At 36.1% G+C, this 20,417-nt stretch carries 19 protein-coding genes; 4 read left to right on the forward strand and 15 right to left on the reverse strand.

Going from position 1 to position 20,417, the window contains the following annotated elements:
* On the forward strand, positions 1-2,465 hold a 2,465-nt coding region (locus AC1DY0_RS14550), incomplete at its 5' end, for a T9SS type A sorting domain-containing protein (protein WP_477189311.1).
* A gap of 358 nt (positions 2,466-2,823) precedes the next feature.
* Here AC1DY0_RS14550 and AC1DY0_RS14555 read toward each other — a convergent pair.
* From AC1DY0_RS14555 to AC1DY0_RS14615, 13 genes are all read right to left on the reverse strand, one after another.
* Positions 2,824-3,492, reverse strand: a complete 669-nt coding sequence (locus tag AC1DY0_RS14555) for a ferredoxin reductase domain-containing protein (RefSeq protein WP_477189312.1) — start codon at positions 3,490-3,492, stop codon at positions 2,824-2,826.
* A gap of 5 nt (positions 3,493-3,497) precedes the next feature.
* Positions 3,498-4,271: a slipin family protein gene (locus tag AC1DY0_RS14560; RefSeq protein ID WP_477189313.1), complete on the reverse strand. Its 774-nt coding sequence runs from the start codon at positions 4,269-4,271 to the stop codon at positions 3,498-3,500.
* Positions 4,272-4,323: 52 nt separating this feature from the next.
* Complete coding sequence (locus AC1DY0_RS14565) at positions 4,324-5,169, reverse strand: class I SAM-dependent methyltransferase (RefSeq protein ID WP_477189314.1); 846 nt, start codon at positions 5,167-5,169, stop codon at positions 4,324-4,326.
* Positions 5,170-5,405: 236 nt separating this feature from the next.
* The gene (locus tag AC1DY0_RS14570; RefSeq protein ID WP_477189315.1) at positions 5,406-6,731 is read right to left on the reverse strand and encodes an ammonium transporter; all 1,326 of its coding nucleotides are present in this window, start codon (positions 6,729-6,731) and stop codon (positions 5,406-5,408) included.
* Between the two features lie 629 nt (positions 6,732-7,360).
* The gene (locus tag AC1DY0_RS14575; protein WP_477189316.1) at positions 7,361-8,677 is read right to left on the reverse strand and encodes an ammonium transporter; all 1,317 of its coding nucleotides are present in this window, start codon (positions 8,675-8,677) and stop codon (positions 7,361-7,363) included.
* Between the two features lie 342 nt (positions 8,678-9,019).
* Positions 9,020-10,090: an aminotransferase class I/II-fold pyridoxal phosphate-dependent enzyme gene (locus AC1DY0_RS14580; protein ID WP_477189317.1), complete on the reverse strand. Its 1,071-nt coding sequence runs from the start codon at positions 10,088-10,090 to the stop codon at positions 9,020-9,022.
* A 21-nt stretch (positions 10,091-10,111) separates the two neighbouring features.
* The gene (locus AC1DY0_RS14585; protein ID WP_477189318.1) at positions 10,112-11,128 is read right to left on the reverse strand and encodes a dipeptide epimerase; all 1,017 of its coding nucleotides are present in this window, start codon (positions 11,126-11,128) and stop codon (positions 10,112-10,114) included.
* A gap of 109 nt (positions 11,129-11,237) precedes the next feature.
* Positions 11,238-11,615, reverse strand: coding sequence for a PH domain-containing protein (locus tag AC1DY0_RS14590; RefSeq protein ID WP_477189319.1), 378 nt, complete (start codon positions 11,613-11,615; stop codon positions 11,238-11,240).
* 152 nt (positions 11,616-11,767) lie between these two features.
* Positions 11,768-12,175 (reverse strand): CPBP family glutamic-type intramembrane protease, encoded by a 408-nt coding sequence (locus tag AC1DY0_RS14595; protein WP_477189320.1) that lies wholly within the window; start codon positions 12,173-12,175, stop codon positions 11,768-11,770.
* Entirely contained in the window at positions 12,124-12,567 is a 444-nt protein-coding gene (locus AC1DY0_RS14600) for a hypothetical protein (RefSeq protein ID WP_477189391.1), read from the reverse strand. The genes AC1DY0_RS14595 and AC1DY0_RS14600 overlap by 52 nt, the downstream gene beginning before the upstream one ends.
* 184 nt (positions 12,568-12,751) lie before the next feature.
* Positions 12,752-13,252, reverse strand: coding sequence for a GNAT family N-acetyltransferase (locus AC1DY0_RS14605; protein ID WP_477189321.1), 501 nt, complete (start codon positions 13,250-13,252; stop codon positions 12,752-12,754).
* Between the two features lie 154 nt (positions 13,253-13,406).
* Positions 13,407-13,778, reverse strand: a complete 372-nt coding sequence (locus AC1DY0_RS14610) for a nuclear transport factor 2 family protein (RefSeq protein WP_477189322.1) — start codon at positions 13,776-13,778, stop codon at positions 13,407-13,409.
* 54 nt (positions 13,779-13,832) lie between these two features.
* Complete coding sequence (locus AC1DY0_RS14615; protein ID WP_477189323.1) at positions 13,833-14,381, reverse strand: GNAT family N-acetyltransferase; 549 nt, start codon at positions 14,379-14,381, stop codon at positions 13,833-13,835.
* Between the two features lie 196 nt (positions 14,382-14,577).
* Between AC1DY0_RS14615 and AC1DY0_RS14620 the strand changes: the two genes are divergently transcribed.
* The 3 genes from AC1DY0_RS14620 (at position 14,578) to AC1DY0_RS14630 (ending at position 17,839) form a co-directional block, all read left to right on the forward strand.
* The gene (locus AC1DY0_RS14620) at positions 14,578-15,066 is read left to right on the forward strand and encodes a DUF1905 domain-containing protein (protein WP_477189324.1); all 489 of its coding nucleotides are present in this window, start codon (positions 14,578-14,580) and stop codon (positions 15,064-15,066) included.
* A gap of 155 nt (positions 15,067-15,221) precedes the next feature.
* Entirely contained in the window at positions 15,222-16,199 is a 978-nt protein-coding gene (locus AC1DY0_RS14625) for a Gfo/Idh/MocA family protein (protein WP_477189325.1), read from the forward strand.
* A gap of 104 nt (positions 16,200-16,303) precedes the next feature.
* Positions 16,304-17,839 carry a YifB family Mg chelatase-like AAA ATPase gene (locus AC1DY0_RS14630; RefSeq protein WP_477189326.1) on the forward strand — a complete coding sequence of 512 codons (1,536 nt, stop codon included), beginning with the start codon at positions 16,304-16,306 and terminating at the stop codon, positions 17,837-17,839.
* 207 nt (positions 17,840-18,046) lie between these two features.
* Here the strand turns inward: AC1DY0_RS14630 and AC1DY0_RS14635 are convergent, their stop codons facing one another.
* Together AC1DY0_RS14635 and ypfJ are read right to left on the reverse strand one after the other, a co-directional pair.
* Positions 18,047-19,333, reverse strand: a complete 1,287-nt coding sequence (locus AC1DY0_RS14635; protein ID WP_477189327.1) for a DEAD/DEAH box helicase — start codon at positions 19,331-19,333, stop codon at positions 18,047-18,049.
* A gap of 184 nt (positions 19,334-19,517) precedes the next feature.
* Positions 19,518-20,378 (reverse strand): KPN_02809 family neutral zinc metallopeptidase, encoded by an 861-nt coding sequence (gene ypfJ, locus AC1DY0_RS14640; RefSeq protein ID WP_477189328.1) that lies wholly within the window; start codon positions 20,376-20,378, stop codon positions 19,518-19,520.
* Positions 20,379-20,417: the final 39 nt, after the last annotated feature.

Consider the following 20,417-nt stretch of genomic DNA (forward strand, 5'->3'; position numbering starts at 1 on the left):
GTGCGGGAGGATTGAGTGCGGGAGGATTGAATTTGACCCCACCGGCAGATTATTCGAACAACACCGATGCTGGAACGGCCACGGCAAGTTATACTTATGCGGAAACCGCGAACTATTTGAGCAGCAGCGACAGCAAGACTTTTGAAATCGGCAAGGCGGTTACTACCACCGTGGTTACGATTAATGGAGGACCTTTCACTTACACAGGTTCGGCCCAAACTCCGGCGACAGTTAGCGTAACGGGTGCGGGAGGATTGAATTTGACTCCGCCGGCAGATTATTCGAACAACACCGATGCTGGAACGGCGACAGCAAGTTATACTTACACGGAAACCGCGAACTATTTGAGCAGCAGTGACAGCAAGAACTTTACCATCGGCAAGGCAGTTACTACCACCGTGGTTACGATTAATGGAGGACCTTTCGCTTACACAGGTTCGGCCCAAACTCCGGCGACAGTTAGCGTAACGGGAGCGGGAGGATTGAATTTGACCCCACCGGCAGATTATTCGAACAACACCGATGCTGGAACGGCCACGGCAAGTTATACTTATGCAGAAACCGCGAACTATTTGGGCAGTAGTGACAGCAAGATTTTTGAAATCGGGAAAGCAAATCCAATAATTTTGGTTACGCCTTACAGTGTTACCTACGATGCTTTGGCACATACCGCCATTGGAACAGCTAAAGGAGTTTTATCCGAAGCTCTAGCAGGATTGGTGGTAAGTGGTACAACACATACCGATGCTGGAACATATACTGGCGATGCTTGGGTATTTACCGATGTCACCGGAAACTACAATAATGCTAACGGAACGGTAGATAATAGCATAGGGAAAGCCGATGCTGATGTAACTGTTACAGGCTATACGGGTGTGTATAATGCATTGCCACATGGAGCAACAGGCTCAGTTGTGGGAGTTGCTCTTGATCCTACAGCGACTGGTAGTACATTAACTTTAGGTTCTAGTTTTACAAATGCCCCAGGCGGTACTGCAAATTGGAATTTTGTAGGAGGTACAAATTATCTTGATAAATCAGGAACAGTTGCAATAGTGATAGGTAAAGCCAACACTAGCGTAAGTGCAATAGGAGGTACTTTTGATTTTGATGATAATGTTCATTCAGTAACAGCTCATGCAATTGGTATCGGTGGAAGTACTATTACTACTCCATTTACTTTTAACTATGTTGGAACAAATTGCTTAGGTGCCTATAATTCTTCCTTGGCACCTTCTGCTCCCGGAACTTATACTGCAACGGCAACATTTGAAGGTAATTCCAATTATAATGGTTCTTCTGCAACAGCCAGTATTACTATTATATCAATAATGACTGCTAGCGCTACCGGTACCAATAATGTTTGTAATGCGGGTAATTTAGGAACAGCAACAGTTGTAGCAGCCCTTGGCAAGAGCCCATATTCGTATTTGTGGAGTAATGGAGCTTTAACCCAAACGATAACTGGTTTAGCAGCGGATACTTATAATGTTACCGTAACGGATGCTAATAATTGTACAAAAACAGCTTCTTATATCGTTATGCAACCGTCAGCTTTGTCTGCAACTATTGTTACTGATAAATCCACCCTCTACTTTGGTTATTCAGGTGATCAGTCTGCAAATATAACGGTAACACCATCTGGAGGAACTGCTCCATATACTATAAAAATAACGATGGTTAATGGCGTAAGCCCTTCTGTTGCACCAGCTGCTGTGAGGGTAGGTGGTAAACTAATCTGTGGATTTGTTAATACGGCAGGGAAAGAGGTTTGGACTCCAGGATTGAATACAAATGCAGCGCTGTCAACAGGTACTACTTGCACAACAAATTCGGTGGCTGCTTCGTCTACTTCAAATCCTATTAATGGTAGTTATTCCGTAAATGTGGTGCTCTTGACTGATGCAAGATTCGTAGCTACTGTAACGGATGCTAATGGATGTTCTTATACTACTCCATATGAATTGGCAGCTAGAGTTGATGCAGAAGATGTGCGTTGTTTTGCGGGTAATAGTGGTGTAGTTAAAGTAGCTCTATGTCATCAAACGGGAAGCGCTAAGAATCCTTGTACGGCTATTTGCGTTGATCAGTCGGCTGTACAGGAGCATCTTAATCATGGAGATTTTTTGGGTAAATGTACGAGTAACTGTAAAGCTCCAGTTTCTAATGCAAAATTGCTCCAATCTGATAAAACACTCGTAGAAACTACAGATGTAGAACCTGTTGAATTTGCCGTAAAAGTTTTTCCTAATCCAACTGAAAATCAGTTTACTTTAGTCTTGGAAGGAGGCGGTACTGAAAAAATTGAGGTATTGGTTTATGACATGCTTGCGCGTAAGGTGAAAAGCATTGAAAAAAATGAAAACCAACCGATTGTTTTCGGAGAAGAATTTCCTGCAGGGGAATATATCGTATTAATTAGACAGGGAGATAACGCAAAAACATTGAACCTGATAAAAAAATAAATTATTATAGAATTTAAAATTAAAGCCTTCCAGATTTTATTTTGGAGGGCTTTCTTGTTTTTGCATAAGAGATAGTTTGTTTATATAAAAAAAATACGTAACGGTCTTATATAGAATTAAATGGTAAAATATGTTACTCTTTTCTAGTTTTGAAAAGGGCTTGTGAAATGAAAAGAATATTGATTAAAACAAAATAATCTTGTGAAATACTAATGCCGCGTAAGGGATGGAAGCTAGCTACCGAAGTAGCGCGGATAGCCCGACCGCATAAGAGAAAGGGGCGAATAAAGACAACGATAAGTAAGCCCCTTTTTCTTATGGGGTTACGCCCAAATGAGCTTTAATGAATTGATTGTTTTTATTTTTCGAAAATTACTGTGCTTGCTGTTGCGCCAAGATCTAATAGGTGATTCGTGATATTTTTTACAAAATCAGTGGGGCCGCAGACATAAAAATTTTGACTAAAGTCTGAAATGGTATCGATTAGGAAATTACGATCTATTCTTTTTTCTTGAAATCCGATGACATTTTCTCTGGTGTATACTTTTAAAAAATCTTTCTTTAGCATTTTTTGTAATTCCTCTGCCATAATTACATCTTCTGAAGTTTTGTTGCTATAAATGAGTTTATTACCAACTAAGTACTGTTTTTTGTACAAATCACGGAAAATAGAAATAAATGGGGTGATACCTGCGCCACCGGCAATAAAAGTCCCTTTTCCTTTGTATTGAATGGCTCCGAAAACATCGTGAAGTATTAATTCAGTTCCTGCATTGATGCTTCCTAGTTTATTGGTCACGCCTTCATGATCTTTGTAAATTTTAATCATAAATTCGAGGTAATTCTGTTCCCTTAAATTGGTAAAGGTAAAAGGGCGTAATTTATCTTCCCATTCGGGGAGGTTTATGGAAACATCGGTAGCTTGACCTGGGCTAAAATCGTATCCAGCAGGTCTTTCGGTTACAAAGCATTTTACATCATGGGTGATGTAAAATGCTTTTAATATTTTAACAATATGAGTATCCATGTAGTTTAGGATTTGTCTAGTTTATTTTCATCAACAAGTTTTGTTAAACTTTTTGCCGCATTTGTAAAGTCTGATGGTATAAGGATTACGGTAGTTGTATTGTTGTCGATGCCTATTTCAGCCAGCATTTGCATACGTCTTAATTCTAATGCAATTGGGCTTTCCTCCATTTTTTTGGCTCCTTGGGTTAGTTTTATGGATGCTTCCAGTTCGGCTTCTGCTTTTACAATTCTCGCTCTTTTTTCTCGAATTGCTTCCGCTTCACGTGCCATGGCTCTTTGCATTGCTTCAGGAATTTCGACATCTTTCATTTCGACCATTTCGATTTTTATTCCCCAAGGTTCAGTTGCAGAATCCACAATTTTTTGAAGTGTTCCGTTGATTTGCTCTCTTTCTCGCAATACTTCGTCAAGAGAATGTTGTCCGATAATGTTTCTTAATGCGGTAACTGAAAATTGATAAACAGCCTTATTGTAGTCGGCTACTTTGATAATTGCATTTTCAGGACTCGTTATTTTGAACCATAGTACTGCATTTACTTTAATTGTTACACTGTCTTTTGTAATGGTTTCCTGTTGTTCCAGATCAACAGTTTTTGTTCGAATGTCTACTCGTTGTTGTCTTTCGATGAAAGGGATAATCCAATAAATTCCAGGACCCATTATATTTTTGAAACGACCAAGTCTAAATACTACTGCTCGTTGATATTCTTGTGCGATACGAATACCTGCTATAAGGAACATAACGAGTATGGTTACTATAATTTGTAATGGTGTCATGGATTACTTTTTTAAGCGTCGTTTTGTTTGTAATTTAAAGTTTTTTATGGTGTTATTTTTTACCATAGATTACAAGGGCACTCGAATCAATAATGACATTGTTGTCAGGATATTTTTGATTCACTAGTGAATAGACTTCTTCTTTTATTTTTTGTCTCATGATGTCATCTGTTTTGCTAAGGGCGGAAACTACAGGGGCGGCTACATCATTCATTAGACTCCAATACACATCGGTTGTTTTGCAATTTAATTTTCCTGTAACTTCATTTTCTGAAATATTTTTGAGACCAGCTTGCGAAAATAAATCAGACATAAATCCCGCTTTTGAACAACGAAACATTCCGGGAGCTCCAGGTGGAGGCGGAGGTATTTCTATGTTTTTGCTGATGGTCCCCATAGTGGCGGTTATCCAGAAATTTTTTTCAGGTATGTTCCAAACAGCGGACGCAATTTTGCCTCCGGGTTTTAGAACTCGTGTCATTTCTTTTATGGCCAATTGCATGTCTGGGAAAAACATAAATCCAAAACGGCAACTAATGGCATCAAAAGTATTATCAGCAAAGGGGAGTTCGCTAACGTCACAGACTATGGTTTCAAAATTTTTGATCCCTCTCTTTTTCGCATTTTCTTGGGCTACTTCGAGCATTCCTTCGGCTAAGTCAGTTGAGATTACTTTTCCTCCGTTTAAATGAGATGCAATAGTTAGGCCTGGTTCTCCAGTGCCTGCTGCGACATCTAGAACTACATCGTCGCTTTTTAAATTGAGTAGTTTGATGATTTCATCTCCCATGGGTTTTAGGAAATCCATTGTGAGTTCATCCCATTTTTTCCAACCGGGGGAAAATTTATTCCAAGTTTCTTTCTGTTGATCTCTAATTTGTTCGATTTCTAGTTCCATAATAGTATAATTTATTTGTTCTTAATTATATTCTGGACGACACTATTTTGTAGGGAAAGAAAGATGGGGATTTAAGGGGCTTTATTGTTTTGAAATGGGCTAATAAATTTAAGAATATAATAGGTCTGTATGTGTTAAAAACATCATATATTTTGTAATAATTGGTGAGATAATAATAAAAAAAACACTCTAAAATAAATTCTAGAGTGTTTTTTGAGGTATTTGAAAATTGAGTTTTATAAGAATTCTCCGTGTTGAGAAATGTCTAATCCAAGTTCTTCTCTTTCTTCAGTAACTCTTAAAGGAGTGATTTTATTTACAATAAAAAACAAGAAATAAGAAACACTGAAAGCAAATATAGATACAAGAACTAATGCTTTCAATTGAATTAAAAATAAAGTAGGGTCACCAAAAATTAAACCTTGGTTATCACCAACAATTGGGTTTATGGCTTTTGATGCAAAAACACCTGTTAAAAGCATACCTACCATACCACCAACACCGTGACAAGCAAATACATCCAAAGCATCATCAATTTTTCCTTTAGGGAATTTGCTCACAACAAGATTACTTACAATACTGGCGATGATACCAATTGCCATTGCATGAGGAATGCTTACGAATCCTGCGGCAGGCGTAATGGCAACCAATCCTACTACAGCACCGATAGAAGCTCCCATTGCTGAAAGTTTGTGCCCCATGATTTTATCAAGAAATACCCATCCCATTGCAGCGGCAGCGGCAGCTACAGTTGTAGTTCCTAAAGCTTGAGCAGCAAGACTACCAGCTCCAGCAGCAGATCCAGCGTTGAAACCGAACCAACCGAACCATAATAAACCAGTTCCTAGTAATACATAAGTGATACGAGCAGGATTTGCTTTTTGCACTTTTCTTTTTCCTAAGAACATTGCACCAGCTAGAGCAGCCCAACCAGCACTCATGTGCACTACAGTTCCTCCAGCAAAATCCAATACTCCCCATCCGAAGAATAAACCATCAGGATGCCAAGTCATGTGACATAATGGTGCATATACAAATAAGATGAACAATACCATAAATAATAAGTAAGCCCAAAAACGTACTCTTTCAGCAAAAGCTCCAGTGATTAAGGCAGGAGTAATGATTGCGAATTTTGCTTGAAACAAGGCAAATAAAATAAAAGGGATAGTTGGTGCTAATTCCCAAGCAGTGTTAGCACTTACGCCGTTAAAAAATAGGTTTGAAGTTGGATCACCAATAAAACCTCCAATTGAAGGACCAAAGCAAAGTCCAAAACCAACTACAACCCATAATATGGTTACTATAACCATAGCCATGTAGCTTTGTAACATAGTACTGATAACATTCTTTTTACCTACCATTCCACCATAAAAGAATCCAAGTCCTGGTGTCATTAATAATACAAGAGCTGTGGCTACAATCATCCAAGCCGTGTCTCCAGTGTCTAATTTTAATTCAATAACGTGTGCTCCTAGTTTTGATGATTCATTTAGTAAATGAATTGAAAAGATCGATAATACCAGGATTGTGATTAGAATCACACTTAAAATAATTTTTCGCATAGTTTTTCGGTTTTTAATTTTTTATAAAAGTATCAAATGATTTTATACCCTCCAAAAAATATGGGGTCTATACAAGTATTTTTACGGATATTGTATTTCGTACCCCTATATTTTGATGGGTGTTTAATTTTTGAAGTTAAAAAATAGAATGTGTTAATGAAATTTTAAGTTTTTTTTAAGTTTTGTTCTTGGATTAACTGATTATTCGTGAAATTATCACCGATTTTGGTAATTAAGCGAACTTTTTGTTAACGATAACTTAAAATTATTTTTTCTGAGATGGATTTCAACAGAGATTAATATTTAATATTTATGGCGGTTTGGGCGGTAGTAAATGGTGTTTTGAGGTTTTTTTTATTTTTAGCATTGTAGGTAAATTTGTTAAATTTATTAAAAATATGTTTAATATTTATAAATTATGTGATGATTTATCTGTTTGGTTTGAATTTATTAGATTGTGCTGGTTTAGTTTAAATTTGATTTTAATGTTTAAAAGGAATAACTGGTTTTTTCGGCTTGATGTGGTAGAGATAACGAAATTGGATGGGTTAGTTGGTGGTTGAATTGGGTATAAAAAAAAAACACCCTAATTTCTTAGAGTGTCTTGGTTTAATAGTTGAAAGGGGAATTTATAAATATTCTCCATGTTGTGAGATGTCCAAACCTAGTTGTTCTTTTTCTTCAGAAACTCTTAGAGGAGTGATTTTGTTAACCACATAAAAAAGAAAGTATGACATTGTGAAAGCGAATATGGAAACACCAACTAGAGCAATCATTTGATGAGTAAATAATTTGGTTTCTCCAAAAGCGAGTCCTTGGTCGATTACGGCGGGGTTGATATCTTTGGAAGCAAAAACTCCTGTTAGTACCATTCCGACCATTCCACCAACACCGTGACAAGCAAATACGTCTAAAGCATCGTCGATTTTAAATTTATGAAATTTACTAACCATGCAGTTGCTTATAATGCTTCCAATAATTCCGATTGTGATTGCGTGAGGCATACTAACATATCCAGCAGCAGGAGTAATGGTTACTAGTCCTACTACAGCCCCAATACAAGCTCCCATAGCCGAAAGTTTGTGTCCCATAATTTTGTCAATAAATACCCAAGCCATTGAGGCTGCGGCAGCAGCTACAGTTGTAGTTCCTAGAGCTTGAGAGGCAAGACCATTGGCTCCCATGGCAGATCCAGCATTGAAGCCAAACCATCCGAACCATAACAAACCAGTTCCTAATAATACATAGGTAATACGTGCGGGTGTTGGTTTTGGTGATTTTCGTTTTCCTAGAAAGATGGCTCCAGCAAGTGCTGCCCATCCAGCGCTCATGTGTACTACTGTTCCTCCTGCAAAATCCAATACTCCTAAATTGTATAATAATCCGTCTGGATGCCAAGTCATGTGGGCCAGTGGGGTATAAACGAATAGAATAAATAAGACCATGAATAATAGGTAAGCCCAGAAACGGATGCGTTCTGCAAAGGCTCCTGTTACAATGGCGGGAGTTATAATGGCGAATTTAGCCTGAAATAATGCGAATAATAAAAAGGGAATTGTTGGTGCTAATTTCCATGAGGTACCAATACCAACGCCTTGAAAAAAGATATAAGGAATAGGATTTCCTATTATTCCTCCTATAGATGGACCAAAAGATAATCCAAAAGCAATAAGCACCCATACTATAGTGACGATAATCATGGCCATAAAGCTTTGAAGCATAGTGCTGATGACATTTTTTTTGCCGACCATACCACCATAAAAGAAGCCTAATCCGGGAGTCATTAATAAAACTAATGCCGAAGCTACTAGCATCCATGCAATATCTCCAGTATCGAATTTTGAAATTTCAGAAAGGTTTGTTGGATTTTTTGTTAAAAAGTAATTAGAGCAATAGGATAGTACCAAAATCGTGATGAGAATCACACTTAAAACTATTTTTCGCATTTTGAATTATTTTATTATTTTTTTTGATGCAAAAATAAAAAATCATTTGAATCACCCTGTTAAAACAGATGTGTGTTTGTTATTTTTATCATTTTTGTATTTTGAACCCCCTATATTTTAGGTGTGAGGTGTAAAAATCATTAAAAAATAACAATAATTTAATTTTGGATGTTTTTTCGCCCCCTATACAAAAGGGTGCATATATAAATTGTAGCTGTTTATTTAAATTTATTGCGGGATTATCAGTTTGGAGTTACATATCTAATAATTGAGTTGTACATTGTTATAAAAAAAATTGACGCTTGCAATTAATTCTAGCCTATTGAATAAAAATGTAATAATCTATAATACAAATCTAATGTCTCCTTCAAAGCCGGAATTCATTTGTGTAAAAACATTCAGTTGTTGTACCATTTTATCCAAGTCAGTTTTGGTATGATGGGCGCTAATTACAATCCGACTCAATTTCCCAGAAGCTGTTGGATATGGAAAGGATGTTGGAATAATGTTATTGCCGAAGAGTAATTGAAGTAGTTCCTCATGATCAAAATAAATAGCTGGATAATCTTTGGTAAATGTAAAAGCAGCGTTGTGAATTAAATGCTTTGCAACATAATTTAAATTTTCTTTTAGTTGTTGTCTTTGCAAATGATAAAGTGTCTGAGCATTTACAAAGGTTTCCAAAAAGGCGGGATTCATTCCAGAGGCTCCTACAAAATTTTGTTGTTTTTTTATATCTCCTATAAATTGAGAATCTCCAGCAATAATACCACCCGATAGACCCATGGCTTTTCCCAGTGATGCAATAATTATTTTATGATGAACATTTGGAAGTTCATATTGATTTAATACGCCTTGTCCCTGGTCGCCTAAAATTCCGATACTGTGTGATTCATCAAGCAGCAAAGTAATTTCTTTATCACTAGGAATATTTTGCAGAATACTCAAATCAATAGGGGTAACTTCAAGTGAAGGTATAGCATCGGCAACGATTCCGATTCTTGAAACCGTTGGATCCAGAAGAAATGGATTCAGTTTTCCGTTTTGAATTAGTGGTAACGAAAAAGGATGCAATAAAGCGGGATGTGTATTTGGGAAATGAAAAACCAAATCGTTGGTATGTTGTAGTTGTTCCAAAGCCAGTTTTCCAGCCAGCATACCAGAGGAAATTGTAACAGCGGCTTCGGTACCAATTTGTTTAGCAAGTAAATCTTCTGCAGTTTTGTAAATCTCCAACTGGATGTTTGCCGAACGGGAACTTCCATAGCTCGTTCCCCATTTTTGGAAACTAGCCAACAGTATATTTTGAAACTCGGGTAGGGTAGTTACGCCCAAATAATTGGTGCCACCAAAGTACAGAAACTCTTCTCCGTTCTTGTAAAATATTCTATTTGGAATCTCGTTTAACTGCATTCGTTTATGATATTGTAGTTGTTATCTGTTTATTAAACTAGCACCAATTCCGTTGGAATCTGCATAATGAATAATTCCGTCAGTAATAGTAACACCAGTGGCGATATCTTCAGACAGTAATAAAGCACCATCCATGTCTACATAATCCAACTCCGGCAGTAAATGTGCAATAGCCGAAATACCAATCGTAGATTCTGTCATACAACCCACCATTGTTTTCATACCATATTGTTTGGCCTCAGCAATCATTCTTCTAGCAGGAGTAAGACCGCCACATTTCACTAGCTTTATATTCACCCCATGAAAATGATTATGACATTTAGCAACATCTTCTTCAATAATGCAACTTTCATCAGCAATAATAGGTAGGACAGAGTGTTTAAAAACTTCTTTGTGTGCCGCCCATTGATCTGCTTTCATAGGCTGTTCCAGGAATTCGACCCCCAGTTTTTTTAGAGCAATTGCATTATTAATGGTTTCAGTAACAGTCCAGCTACAATTGGCATCAATTCGGAAACGCGCATCGGTATGTTTACGCAATTCAGTAACAATGGCAATATCATCTTTGGTACCTAGTTTAATTTTATAGATTGGCCAAGGCATTTCTTTCAGTTTCATTACCATTTTATCCAATTTGTCAATCCCAATCGTATAATCGGTCTTAGGATTGTGCAAAGGAGAATTACCCCAAAGTTCGTATAGTTTTTTACCTTTTTTCTTGGCATACAAATCATTGTAAGCCATATCCAAAGCACATAAAGCAAACATATCATTCTTTAATAAAGCCGAAGCGGCATCCCAGAATTCCTCAGGAGTTTCGTCATTGTGTGATTCTATAAACGGAATAATAGCCTCCAAATGGGCCCTCATACTGTCCACCGTAATATTATAATATGGATTTGAAGTCGCCTCACCAAAACCAGAAAAACCCTCACTTTGCAATTCCACTATCAATGTAGGCTGAATATCGTGCGACTCTCTCGAAATCGTAAAAGTGTGCTTAAGCTTGAGTTTAAAAGTGCGTATAATTATTTTCATAGGAGGTAGGTTTTAAAAGAGTTAAGATAAAAGAAGAAAGAAGCAAGATGAAAGAGTCACGACAAAAATCTTTATTCTTGCTTCTTTCATCTATTTTCTTATCCTAAAATTACTTCAAAATATGTTGGCTCAGGATTTGGTACACTTCATTGATGTTATTTCCGCCTTTGCCAAATTGTTTAGAAATTGGATCCGCTTCTCCAGCCAACCAAATCTTTAATTCGGCATCCATATCTAGAATTCCGGCACTTTCTTTAGAGAATTTTTTAATAGAAGTATAGGGAATCGAAAGATAATCGACTTTACTGCCTACCAATTGTTTTTCGACCAAAATCAGTCTTTTATTAGTGAAAACAAACATATCTTTAATCACTTTGTATCCTTTCTCTATACTTTCACCATCTATCAATAAAGGTTCAAATTCCTTCGAAAGGTTTTCAATATTTACTTCCGATGCATTGCCCAGAATGGCATTAAATAGTCCCATGGTATTTTCTTTAAATTATTTGAATCAAATTTAAAGAATTTACTTGTTTCTGCATTACAATTTGCTACAAAATCATAAAGAGGATTTGTTTTGTCAGTATACTAAAACTTAAGTGGAGGTTGAGCTCAATAATATTGAGTTTAGGGTATTATTTATATTTTTTCCTTTTTGTAAAATAAAAGTAATGATGTAATACCAATGGTCATTGCTATAACGAATCCTGTCAATGCAATATTTTCAGCATGCGTTTCTTGTCCTTTTTCAACTATTTCCCTCCAAACCCCATTATTATTTTTAAAACCAAATAACCATTGGGTGAAATTCCAGGAAAAGTGTAATCCTAATGGCAAAGCTAAACCTTTCGTTTTGAGCGCGGCTAAACCAAATAAAACACCTCCAAGTCCTGGTCCCAAAATTGACATTTTCCATGACATGCCAGAAATGACATGTTCTAAGATAAAGATTATCGTTATGATAATTAATGCAAAAAAGGGATTTATAGAATAGGCTAGGCTAGGCTTCTTAATGAGTAAGAGCGAAAAACCAATTCTTCTCTGCAAGCAATAATAAAATAAAGTGATGTGGATGAAACTAAATCGAGTGCAGAAGTATTTGGAGACAAAGTGAATTTTACTTCGGCAAAATTCGATACTATTAAAACCTGAATAATTACCATGAAAATTCCAATTGCAAAACCACTCAAGAATCTTGGTAAGCTGTTTTTTTGAATTTTTATCCCAATTTCACTTAAAGTCAGTTTATTCCATTTTGCAAAAAGTATTACTAAGAAAAAGGTTAGAATCGAAGTGATTAAAATAGATAGATGATCTGCTAAATGAAAATTTTTGGTTAAACCGGAAACAGTAGTGAAGATTACAATACTCAAAAAATAAAAGAGTAAAACTCGGCATAAAAGATATAATAATTTTCTAGAGATGTAAGATGATTTCATAATTTAAAAATTCGGATTCTGTAGGTTGTTTTGCTTTTTGCATAATACTTTTTTACTATTGTGTTGAATTATTGAATGTAGTGGTAATATTGAAAACAAAATCTTTAGAGTATTGGCCATTTGTGCCTAAATCTGGATAACGAATGGTGATTTAAATCCACACGATTATTCATTTGAGAAAAAATTATGCATTATGTTTTAATTCGTATTCAATTTCGTTATCATTTAAATCTGCGATTTTAATAAAGTTAAGGTTCTCAAGAAGTTTTATTGCTTTTTCATTTTGTTTAGTAGTTACTGCCCAAATCCGTTTTAGTTCAATAGTATTTATTCCAAAGTCGATAGCCAATAACATAGCCGAAGTCATAAAACCTTGGCCACGATATTGAGGCAATAAAAGGCAACCAAGTTCTCCTGCTCCTTTGTCAAGTCCACGATAATAACCACAAGTCCCAATAAATTTATTTGTTGAATTGTTTGCAATGCCCCAATGAATGGAATTTCCATCAATATAGTCTTTATTTATTTTAGCCTGCATTTCTGTTGCTTCTTGAAAAGTGGCTGCCTGAATGGAATCATAAAATGAAATTTCAATAATATCTTCAATATCTTCACTCCCAATTTTTCGCAACGAGATTTTGTCACCGGTGATAATTGGGAAAATATCGTATGGAGGTAGTTTCATTTTATTTGTTTTTAGTTTTTTGTAGTTGCTTATTTTCTGTTAAACGAAAATACAAATTAAAAAGAGAACTCCATAAATGCATCATTTTGCTTAAAAACACAAGCTCGTTTAAAAACTATTTAAACGAGCTTGTTCTTTGTGATTATTTTGAAATTCATTTTTTGGATTCAACAATCGCAAGATTATTGATGATCTTCCATTCATTGTCTGTGTCTAATACGAGAGAGTTATACGAAACAAAATAATTTTCAGCACTTTCCAATCGTAGTTTTACCATAGCGATAGAGTCACTTTCGTCAATGCTTTCAATAATCATTTTCCTTGGCAATCCACCAAAAACACCTTCTTTTATATTTGATAAGTATTTTTCTTTGTCAATAATTGTTACGCCGGGCATTCCCATGAAACCATTATTGGTAACTCTAAAATCATTATGAAGTACTTTTTCCAATAATTGTACATCACTAGTATCTCCGCCTTTCACAAAATGAGTTATGGCTTGATTTATTTTTTCTCTTTGAGTCATCGTTTTTTTTTGTATTAAAGCTCTCGATTCGTTGTAGTTATATCAACTTATTTTTTATTTATCTTTATAAACATTAGGGTCAAAAAGCTCCATATATAATTCTGGTTTTGGCAATTTATTAAAACCATATTTTTCATAAAGCCAATCCGCTGTTGACGTCAGCAAGATCCAGCGCCTCAATCCTTGTAAGTTGGGATGTCCCATTATGACTTCCATTAGCTTTTTTGAAATTCCCTGCCCACGATAATTGTCTAAAACATAAATGTCACCTAAATAAGCAATAGTTGAATAATCGGAAATCACTCTTGCAAAGCCGATTTGCTTGTCTTTATGAAATAGTCCAAAGTTTAGTGAATTGTCGATAGAAATTTTTACTCTATCAAAAGGAATATTGTCACTCCATCCTGAATGCTTTGATAAAAAGTCGTGAATGGCAACAATGTCCAATTTAGTTTTGTCAGTTGTAATAAAAAAATCTCCAAAAGAGTATTCAACTATTTTCATTTTTACTTGTATGCTTTTTATTATTGAAGTTGGCATTTTAAAATGACCATCAACTCGTTTATAGACCAAATGTCTTGGTTCGATTAGTCTTTCTTTCAAATATAAAAATAATAACTAAAACAAGCAAAATGTAATTTTTGCTTATTTTAAGTTTAGAAAAAGTCAATTTTTAATTTGTATTTTCGTTAGCTATACAATGCTCTAATTGAAAACTAGAAATTTATATTTTAATTAAAATGCGCATTACAAGAAACTTTATTGCAACATTGGAACGCTTTATTCTTTAAATATGTATATGGGAACAAATAAATTTTCTGCAGAAATTCAAATAATAGGAGTGAACCCGTTTGTTTTTTTACCAGATACTGTTTTGACCTCTATTTTTAAGGAAGCCAAAAAAGACAAAGGAAAAATTCCGGTTAAAATAAAAATTGAAGGGCACGAATTTATTCAAACCTTAATAAAATATAGTGGTCATTGGCGGTTGTACCTAAATACGCCCATGAGGAAAATGGCCAAGAAAGAAGTTGGCGATACTGCCAACTTTGAAATTACTTTTGATCCAGAAGAAAGGGTGATTCCGATGCATCCCAAACTAATCACTGCATTAAGGGATAATCCAGAGGCACAAAGAATATTCGATAGTTTACGAGCATCATTGCAATTGGAAATCGTTCGGTACTTGTCCTTTTTAAAAACGGAGGAATCCATTGATAAGAATGTTTTGAGAGCCATAAATTTTTTGCTCGGAAAAGAAAGATTCATTGGGAGAGACAAACCCTAAGTTTAACCACAAAGTAGGCAGAAGGTTCGCAAAGCTTTGTAAGCTTAGTGTAAATCTTAATATACTTTGTGGTTAATTTTTACGGTAACCATATCAAATGCAGTTTAGTTTTTCTTCAAAACCCTTATATTTACTGTGTTAAAAAAAAAGTTTCAATGGGATATAATATAAAAATAAAATGGGGAATTGTAGGTTTGGGAAAGATTGCCAATAAATTCGCCAGCGAATTGCAATTGGTGGAATCGGCTGAGCTTTGTGGAGTTGCTTCCAGAAATCTGAACAAAGCTCAAGAGTTTGCCAATCATTTCCAATGTTCAAAAGCTTATGGTTCGTATGACGAACTTTTTCAAGACGAAAATATCGATATTCTTTATATTGCCACACCACACGATTCACATGCCGAACTAACTATCAAAGCATTGCAAAACAATAAGCATGTGCTGTGTGAAAAGCCAATTGCGTTGCATTATCAAGATGCTTTGCAAATGATTTCAACGGCTAAAAAGTATAATAAATTTTTCATGGAGGCGTTCTGGACTCGTTTTAATCCTTCGGTTCGTGAAGTACTGTACCACGTTCAAAACGGAGTAATAGGTGATGTGAAATACCTTAATGCGGATTTTGCTTTTGCAGTCGAAAACCTCGAAGACAACCGAATGACCAATATAAAACTCGGAGGTGGTTCATTGATGGATGTTGGTGTTTATCCGTTGTTTTTGGCCTATTTGATGTTGGGAATTCCAAAAGAGATTGTAGCTAAATCCAATTTTCATTCCACTGGTGCCGACTTGCAAACATCTATCATTTTACAATATGAAACTGCACAAGCGATATTGCACTCCAGTTTTTTATCTTCTTCTAATCTTAAAGCTACCATAAGTGGTACGCAAGGCCGAATTAATCTTAACTCTCCTTGGTACATGACGGAATCGTACACATTGATTCATGACGGCCATAAAGAGAAATTCAAAAGACCTACACTTGGCAAAGGCTATACCTATGAAATCGAAGAATGTCATGCCTGCATCAGAGCAAATAAAATAGAAAGTGAACTTTGGTCACATCAAAACAGTTTGGATCTTATTACAATTGTGGATAAAGTAAGGGAACAAATAGGGTTGGTGTATTCGTAATTTAAAGTACATTTAGGTACTAAAATGTTATATAAGTAGGAATTTGATTAAATATTTTTGTTTTAAAGTAAAATAGTGTTTACATTTAAATAAAACTATACTATATGTTAATCAAAGTTTACGGAAGTGCCGTTTTTGGAGTAGAAGCAACTACGATCACTGTGGAAGTGAATATTGATAAAGGCGTAGGCTACCATTTGGTAGGTTTGCCTGATAATGCAATAAAAGAAAGCAGTTACCGCATTGCAGCCGCATTAAAAAATAATGGGTATAATCTTCCAGTTAAAAAAATAACCATCAACATGGCTCCCGCCGATTTAAGGAAGGAAGGTTCTGCCTATGATTTGACACTTGCTATAGGGATTCTTGCCGCATCGGGGCAAATCAAATCAGATGAAGTGGGTAAATACCTCATTATGGGGGAACTCTCGCTAGACGGAAGTTTACAGCCTATAAAAGGGGGACTTCCTATTGCCATTAAAGCCAAAGAAGAAGGTTTTAAAGGTTTTTTCCTGCCCAAACAAAACGTAAAAGAAGCGGCTATTGTTGCCGGTCTTGATGTGTATGGTGTGGAAAATGTATTGGAAGTCATTGATTTTTTTGAAGGAAAAGGAACACTCGACCCCACGGTTATTAATACTCGTGATGAATTTTATAAAACCTTAGATTTCCCGGAATTTGATTTTTCCGAAGTACGTGGACAAGAATCCATAAAGCGTTGTATGGAAATTGCGGCTGCGGGGGGACATAATATAATTTTGATAGGACCTCCAGGTTCCGGAAAAACGATGATTGCTAAACGATTGCCGAGTATTTTGCCTCCAATGACTTTGAAAGAGGCTTTGGAAACTACAAAAATTCATAGTGTTGCCGGAAAAGTAAAGGATGTGGGATTAATGAATCAGCGGCCGTTTCGTAGTCCACATCATACAGCTTCTAGTGTGGCGCTTGTGGGTGGTGGAAGTTATCCGCAACCAGGCGAAATTTCGTTGGCGCACAATGGGGTTTTGTTTTTGGATGAATTGCCAGAGTTTAAGCGGGAAGTACTGGAAGTAATGCGACAACCATTGGAAGATAGGGAAGTAACCATTTCAAGGGCAAAATTTACGATAACCTATCCCTCGTCATTTATGTTGGTGGCCAGTATGAACCCGAGCCCTAGTGGGTTTTTTAATGACCCGGATTCTCCCAACACTTCATCTCCTCATGAAATGACCCGTTATTTGAGTAAAATTTCGGGTCCCTTATTAGATAGGATTGATATTCATATTGAAGTAACACCTGTTCCTTTTGATAAATTAACCGAAAAAAGAAATGGGGAAAGCAGCGTAGAAATCAGGAAACGTGTTACTTCGGCTCGTGAAATCCAATCCAAAAGATTCGAAGAAATGGAGCATATTCATTATAATGCACAAATGAGTTCGAAACAAATACGGGAGCATTGCGCACTAGATGACGCTTCATTACAACTGTTGAAAACTGCTATGGAAAGATTGAATCTTTCTGCCCGAGCTTTTGACAGGATTTTGAAAGTATCTAGAACAATTGCTGATTTAGAAGGGGTAGATCTGGTTGGTTCTTCCCATATTTCGGAAGCCATTCAATATCGAAGTTTGGATCGTGATGGATGGTTGGGTTAATGTTATTAGGCTGATTTTGAATGTGTTTTTTTTGATTTTTTGAAAATTTGAAAGAAATAAAAAACATGTATTTTAGCCCCGATTGCAGTGGAAATCCTTTTCCTTTTTTCTTTAAAAAGGAAAAGATTGCAACATAAAGCGGGAGTTATTTTCAAAAGAAATGAAATTATTCTGCTCCAAAAAAACAACTCCCGTTTTTAGATAATTTTATCGATTAGATCGTCTGTCATTATTTTGACTTGGACGTCTTGGACCAAAACTAGTATTGCTTCTGCTTGTTGTATCCGTTTTTGGTTTCTTAGGAGTTGAATTGCGTTGTTGTCTCCCTTGACCTTGTTTGATTGGTTCAGTTGATGCATTAGGGTCTGGCTCAAAACCTTTAATGTTTTCTTTAGGTAATTTTAAGCCAACCAATTTCTCGATATCGCGTAAAAAAGCGGTTTCGTCTGGACTAAATAAAGAAATAGCTTCTCCACTTGCGCCAGCTCTTCCTGTTCGACCAATTCTGTGGACATAATCTTCTGGAATATTGGGTAATTCAAAATTAACAACATGCGGTAATAATGGGATATCCAAACCTCGGGCCGCTATATCTGTAGCAACCAAAGCTGTTAGGCTTCCGTTTTTGAAACCTGCAAGTGCTTTGGTTCGGGCTCCTTGACCTTTATTGCCATGGATGGCTGCTGCTTTGATACCAGAACTAATCATACTTTCTGTAAGTTTGTTGGCACCCTGTTTGGTACGTGTAAACACCAAAATCTGTTTCCAGTTACCATCAGTAATAAGTTTAATGATCAATTCTGTTTTTTTCTCTTTTGCAACAGGATATATTTTTTGAATAATAGCATCAACAGTTGTGTTTTCGGGAGTGGCTTCAACTTGAACCGGATGGTGCAGAATACCCATTGCCAGTTTCTTAATGTCTTTTGAAAAAGTGGCCGAAAATAGTAAGTTTTGTCTTTTTGGAGGCAATACTTTCATAACGCGCTCAATATCTCTTAAAAAACCCATGTCCAGCATTCGGTCCGCTTCATCCAAAACCAAGATTTCTACTTTTGAAAGCGAAATTAGCCCTTGATTTTGTAAATCGATTAATCGACCAGGTGTTGCAACAAGAATATCAACTCCTTGGCGTAGTTGACTTACTTGTGGGTTTTGATTTACGCCACCAAAAATTACGGTACTGCGTAAATCTAAAAATGTACTATATTCTTTTATATTGGCTAATATTTGTGCAGCTAGTTCTCTTGTTGGGGTTAAAATTAAAGCACGAACGGGTCTGTGGCTTAGGTGTTTCCCCTGAGATAATAATTGTAATATGGGCAATGTAAATCCTGCTGTTTTTCCAGTACCTGTCTGTGCAGATGCTAATACATCTTTACCTTCTAAAATAGGTGGAATTGCTTTTTGTTGTATTGGGGAAGGAGTTGTATATCCTTTTTTGCTGATGGCTTTTAATAAAGCATCAGATAATCCTAATGAATTGAATGACATAAATATTGTTTATGAAGTAAACACTATTTATTTAGTTTACTCCTTTAAGTTGGCGCAAAGGTACTGCTATTTTTTTCGATCTGCCTTTGATTACCTTACTTGTTTACTTAAAGATAGATCGGATGTTGTTGAATCGTAGATGAGATGTTAATAATTTTGAAAATAACATTGATGAAATTCCGATTTACTCCATCTGCGAAAAAGTATCTCCTTTTTTGATATCTCCACTTTCAAAACCACGATTGAACCAATACATCCTTTGCTCGGAGGTTCCGTGGGTAAAGGAATCAGGAACAACTTGACCCTGCATTTTTTTCTGAATGGCATCATCGCCAACGGCATTTGCGGCGCTCAATGCTTCCTCAATATCGCCCTCTTCGAGCATGGCATTTTTATTTTCGTTATAATGTGTCCAAAGACCTGCATAAAAGTCAGCTTGTAATTCTAAAGCAACAGAAAGTTTGTTGCCTTCTTTTTCGCTTTTGTTTTGTTGTAATTGATGCACTTTTCCAGAGGTTCCTAATAAAGTTTGTATATGGTGCCCAAATTCATGAGCGATTACATATGCGACTGCAAAATCACCTCCTTTGGCTCCAAACTTGGTTCGAAGTTCCTCAAAAAAAGACATATCCATATAAATGGTTCTGTCTCCAGGACAATAAAAAGGTCCGGAAGCCGAACTGGCTCCCCCGCAAGCTGTTTCAACCTGACCACTAAAAAGTATAAGTTTTGGTGCTTCAAATGTGAGACCATTTTCTTCAAAGATTTGGGTCCAAACATCTTCATTATCTGCCAATAACGTTTTGACAAATTCTCCCTCTGTTTTTTCCGATTCTGTCAATGGCCTAGTTTCGGTTTGGGTAGTTTGCTGTTGGTTGAATTGCTCTAAAATAGGTGTTATCATTTGAGCATTTTCTCCACCAAAAACATTTACAAGTAAAATAATTATTCCAATTATTCCTCCACCAACAATGGTTTTGCCTCCAGAGGACATTCCTCTGCGGTCTTCTACATTATCGCTTTGTCTTCTGCCAATCCATTTCATATCTAGATAGTATTAGTTTTATAAGAATAAGTTATTGCC

The sequence above is a fragment of the Flavobacterium sp. P1_E4 genome (genome assembly GCF_056405915.1).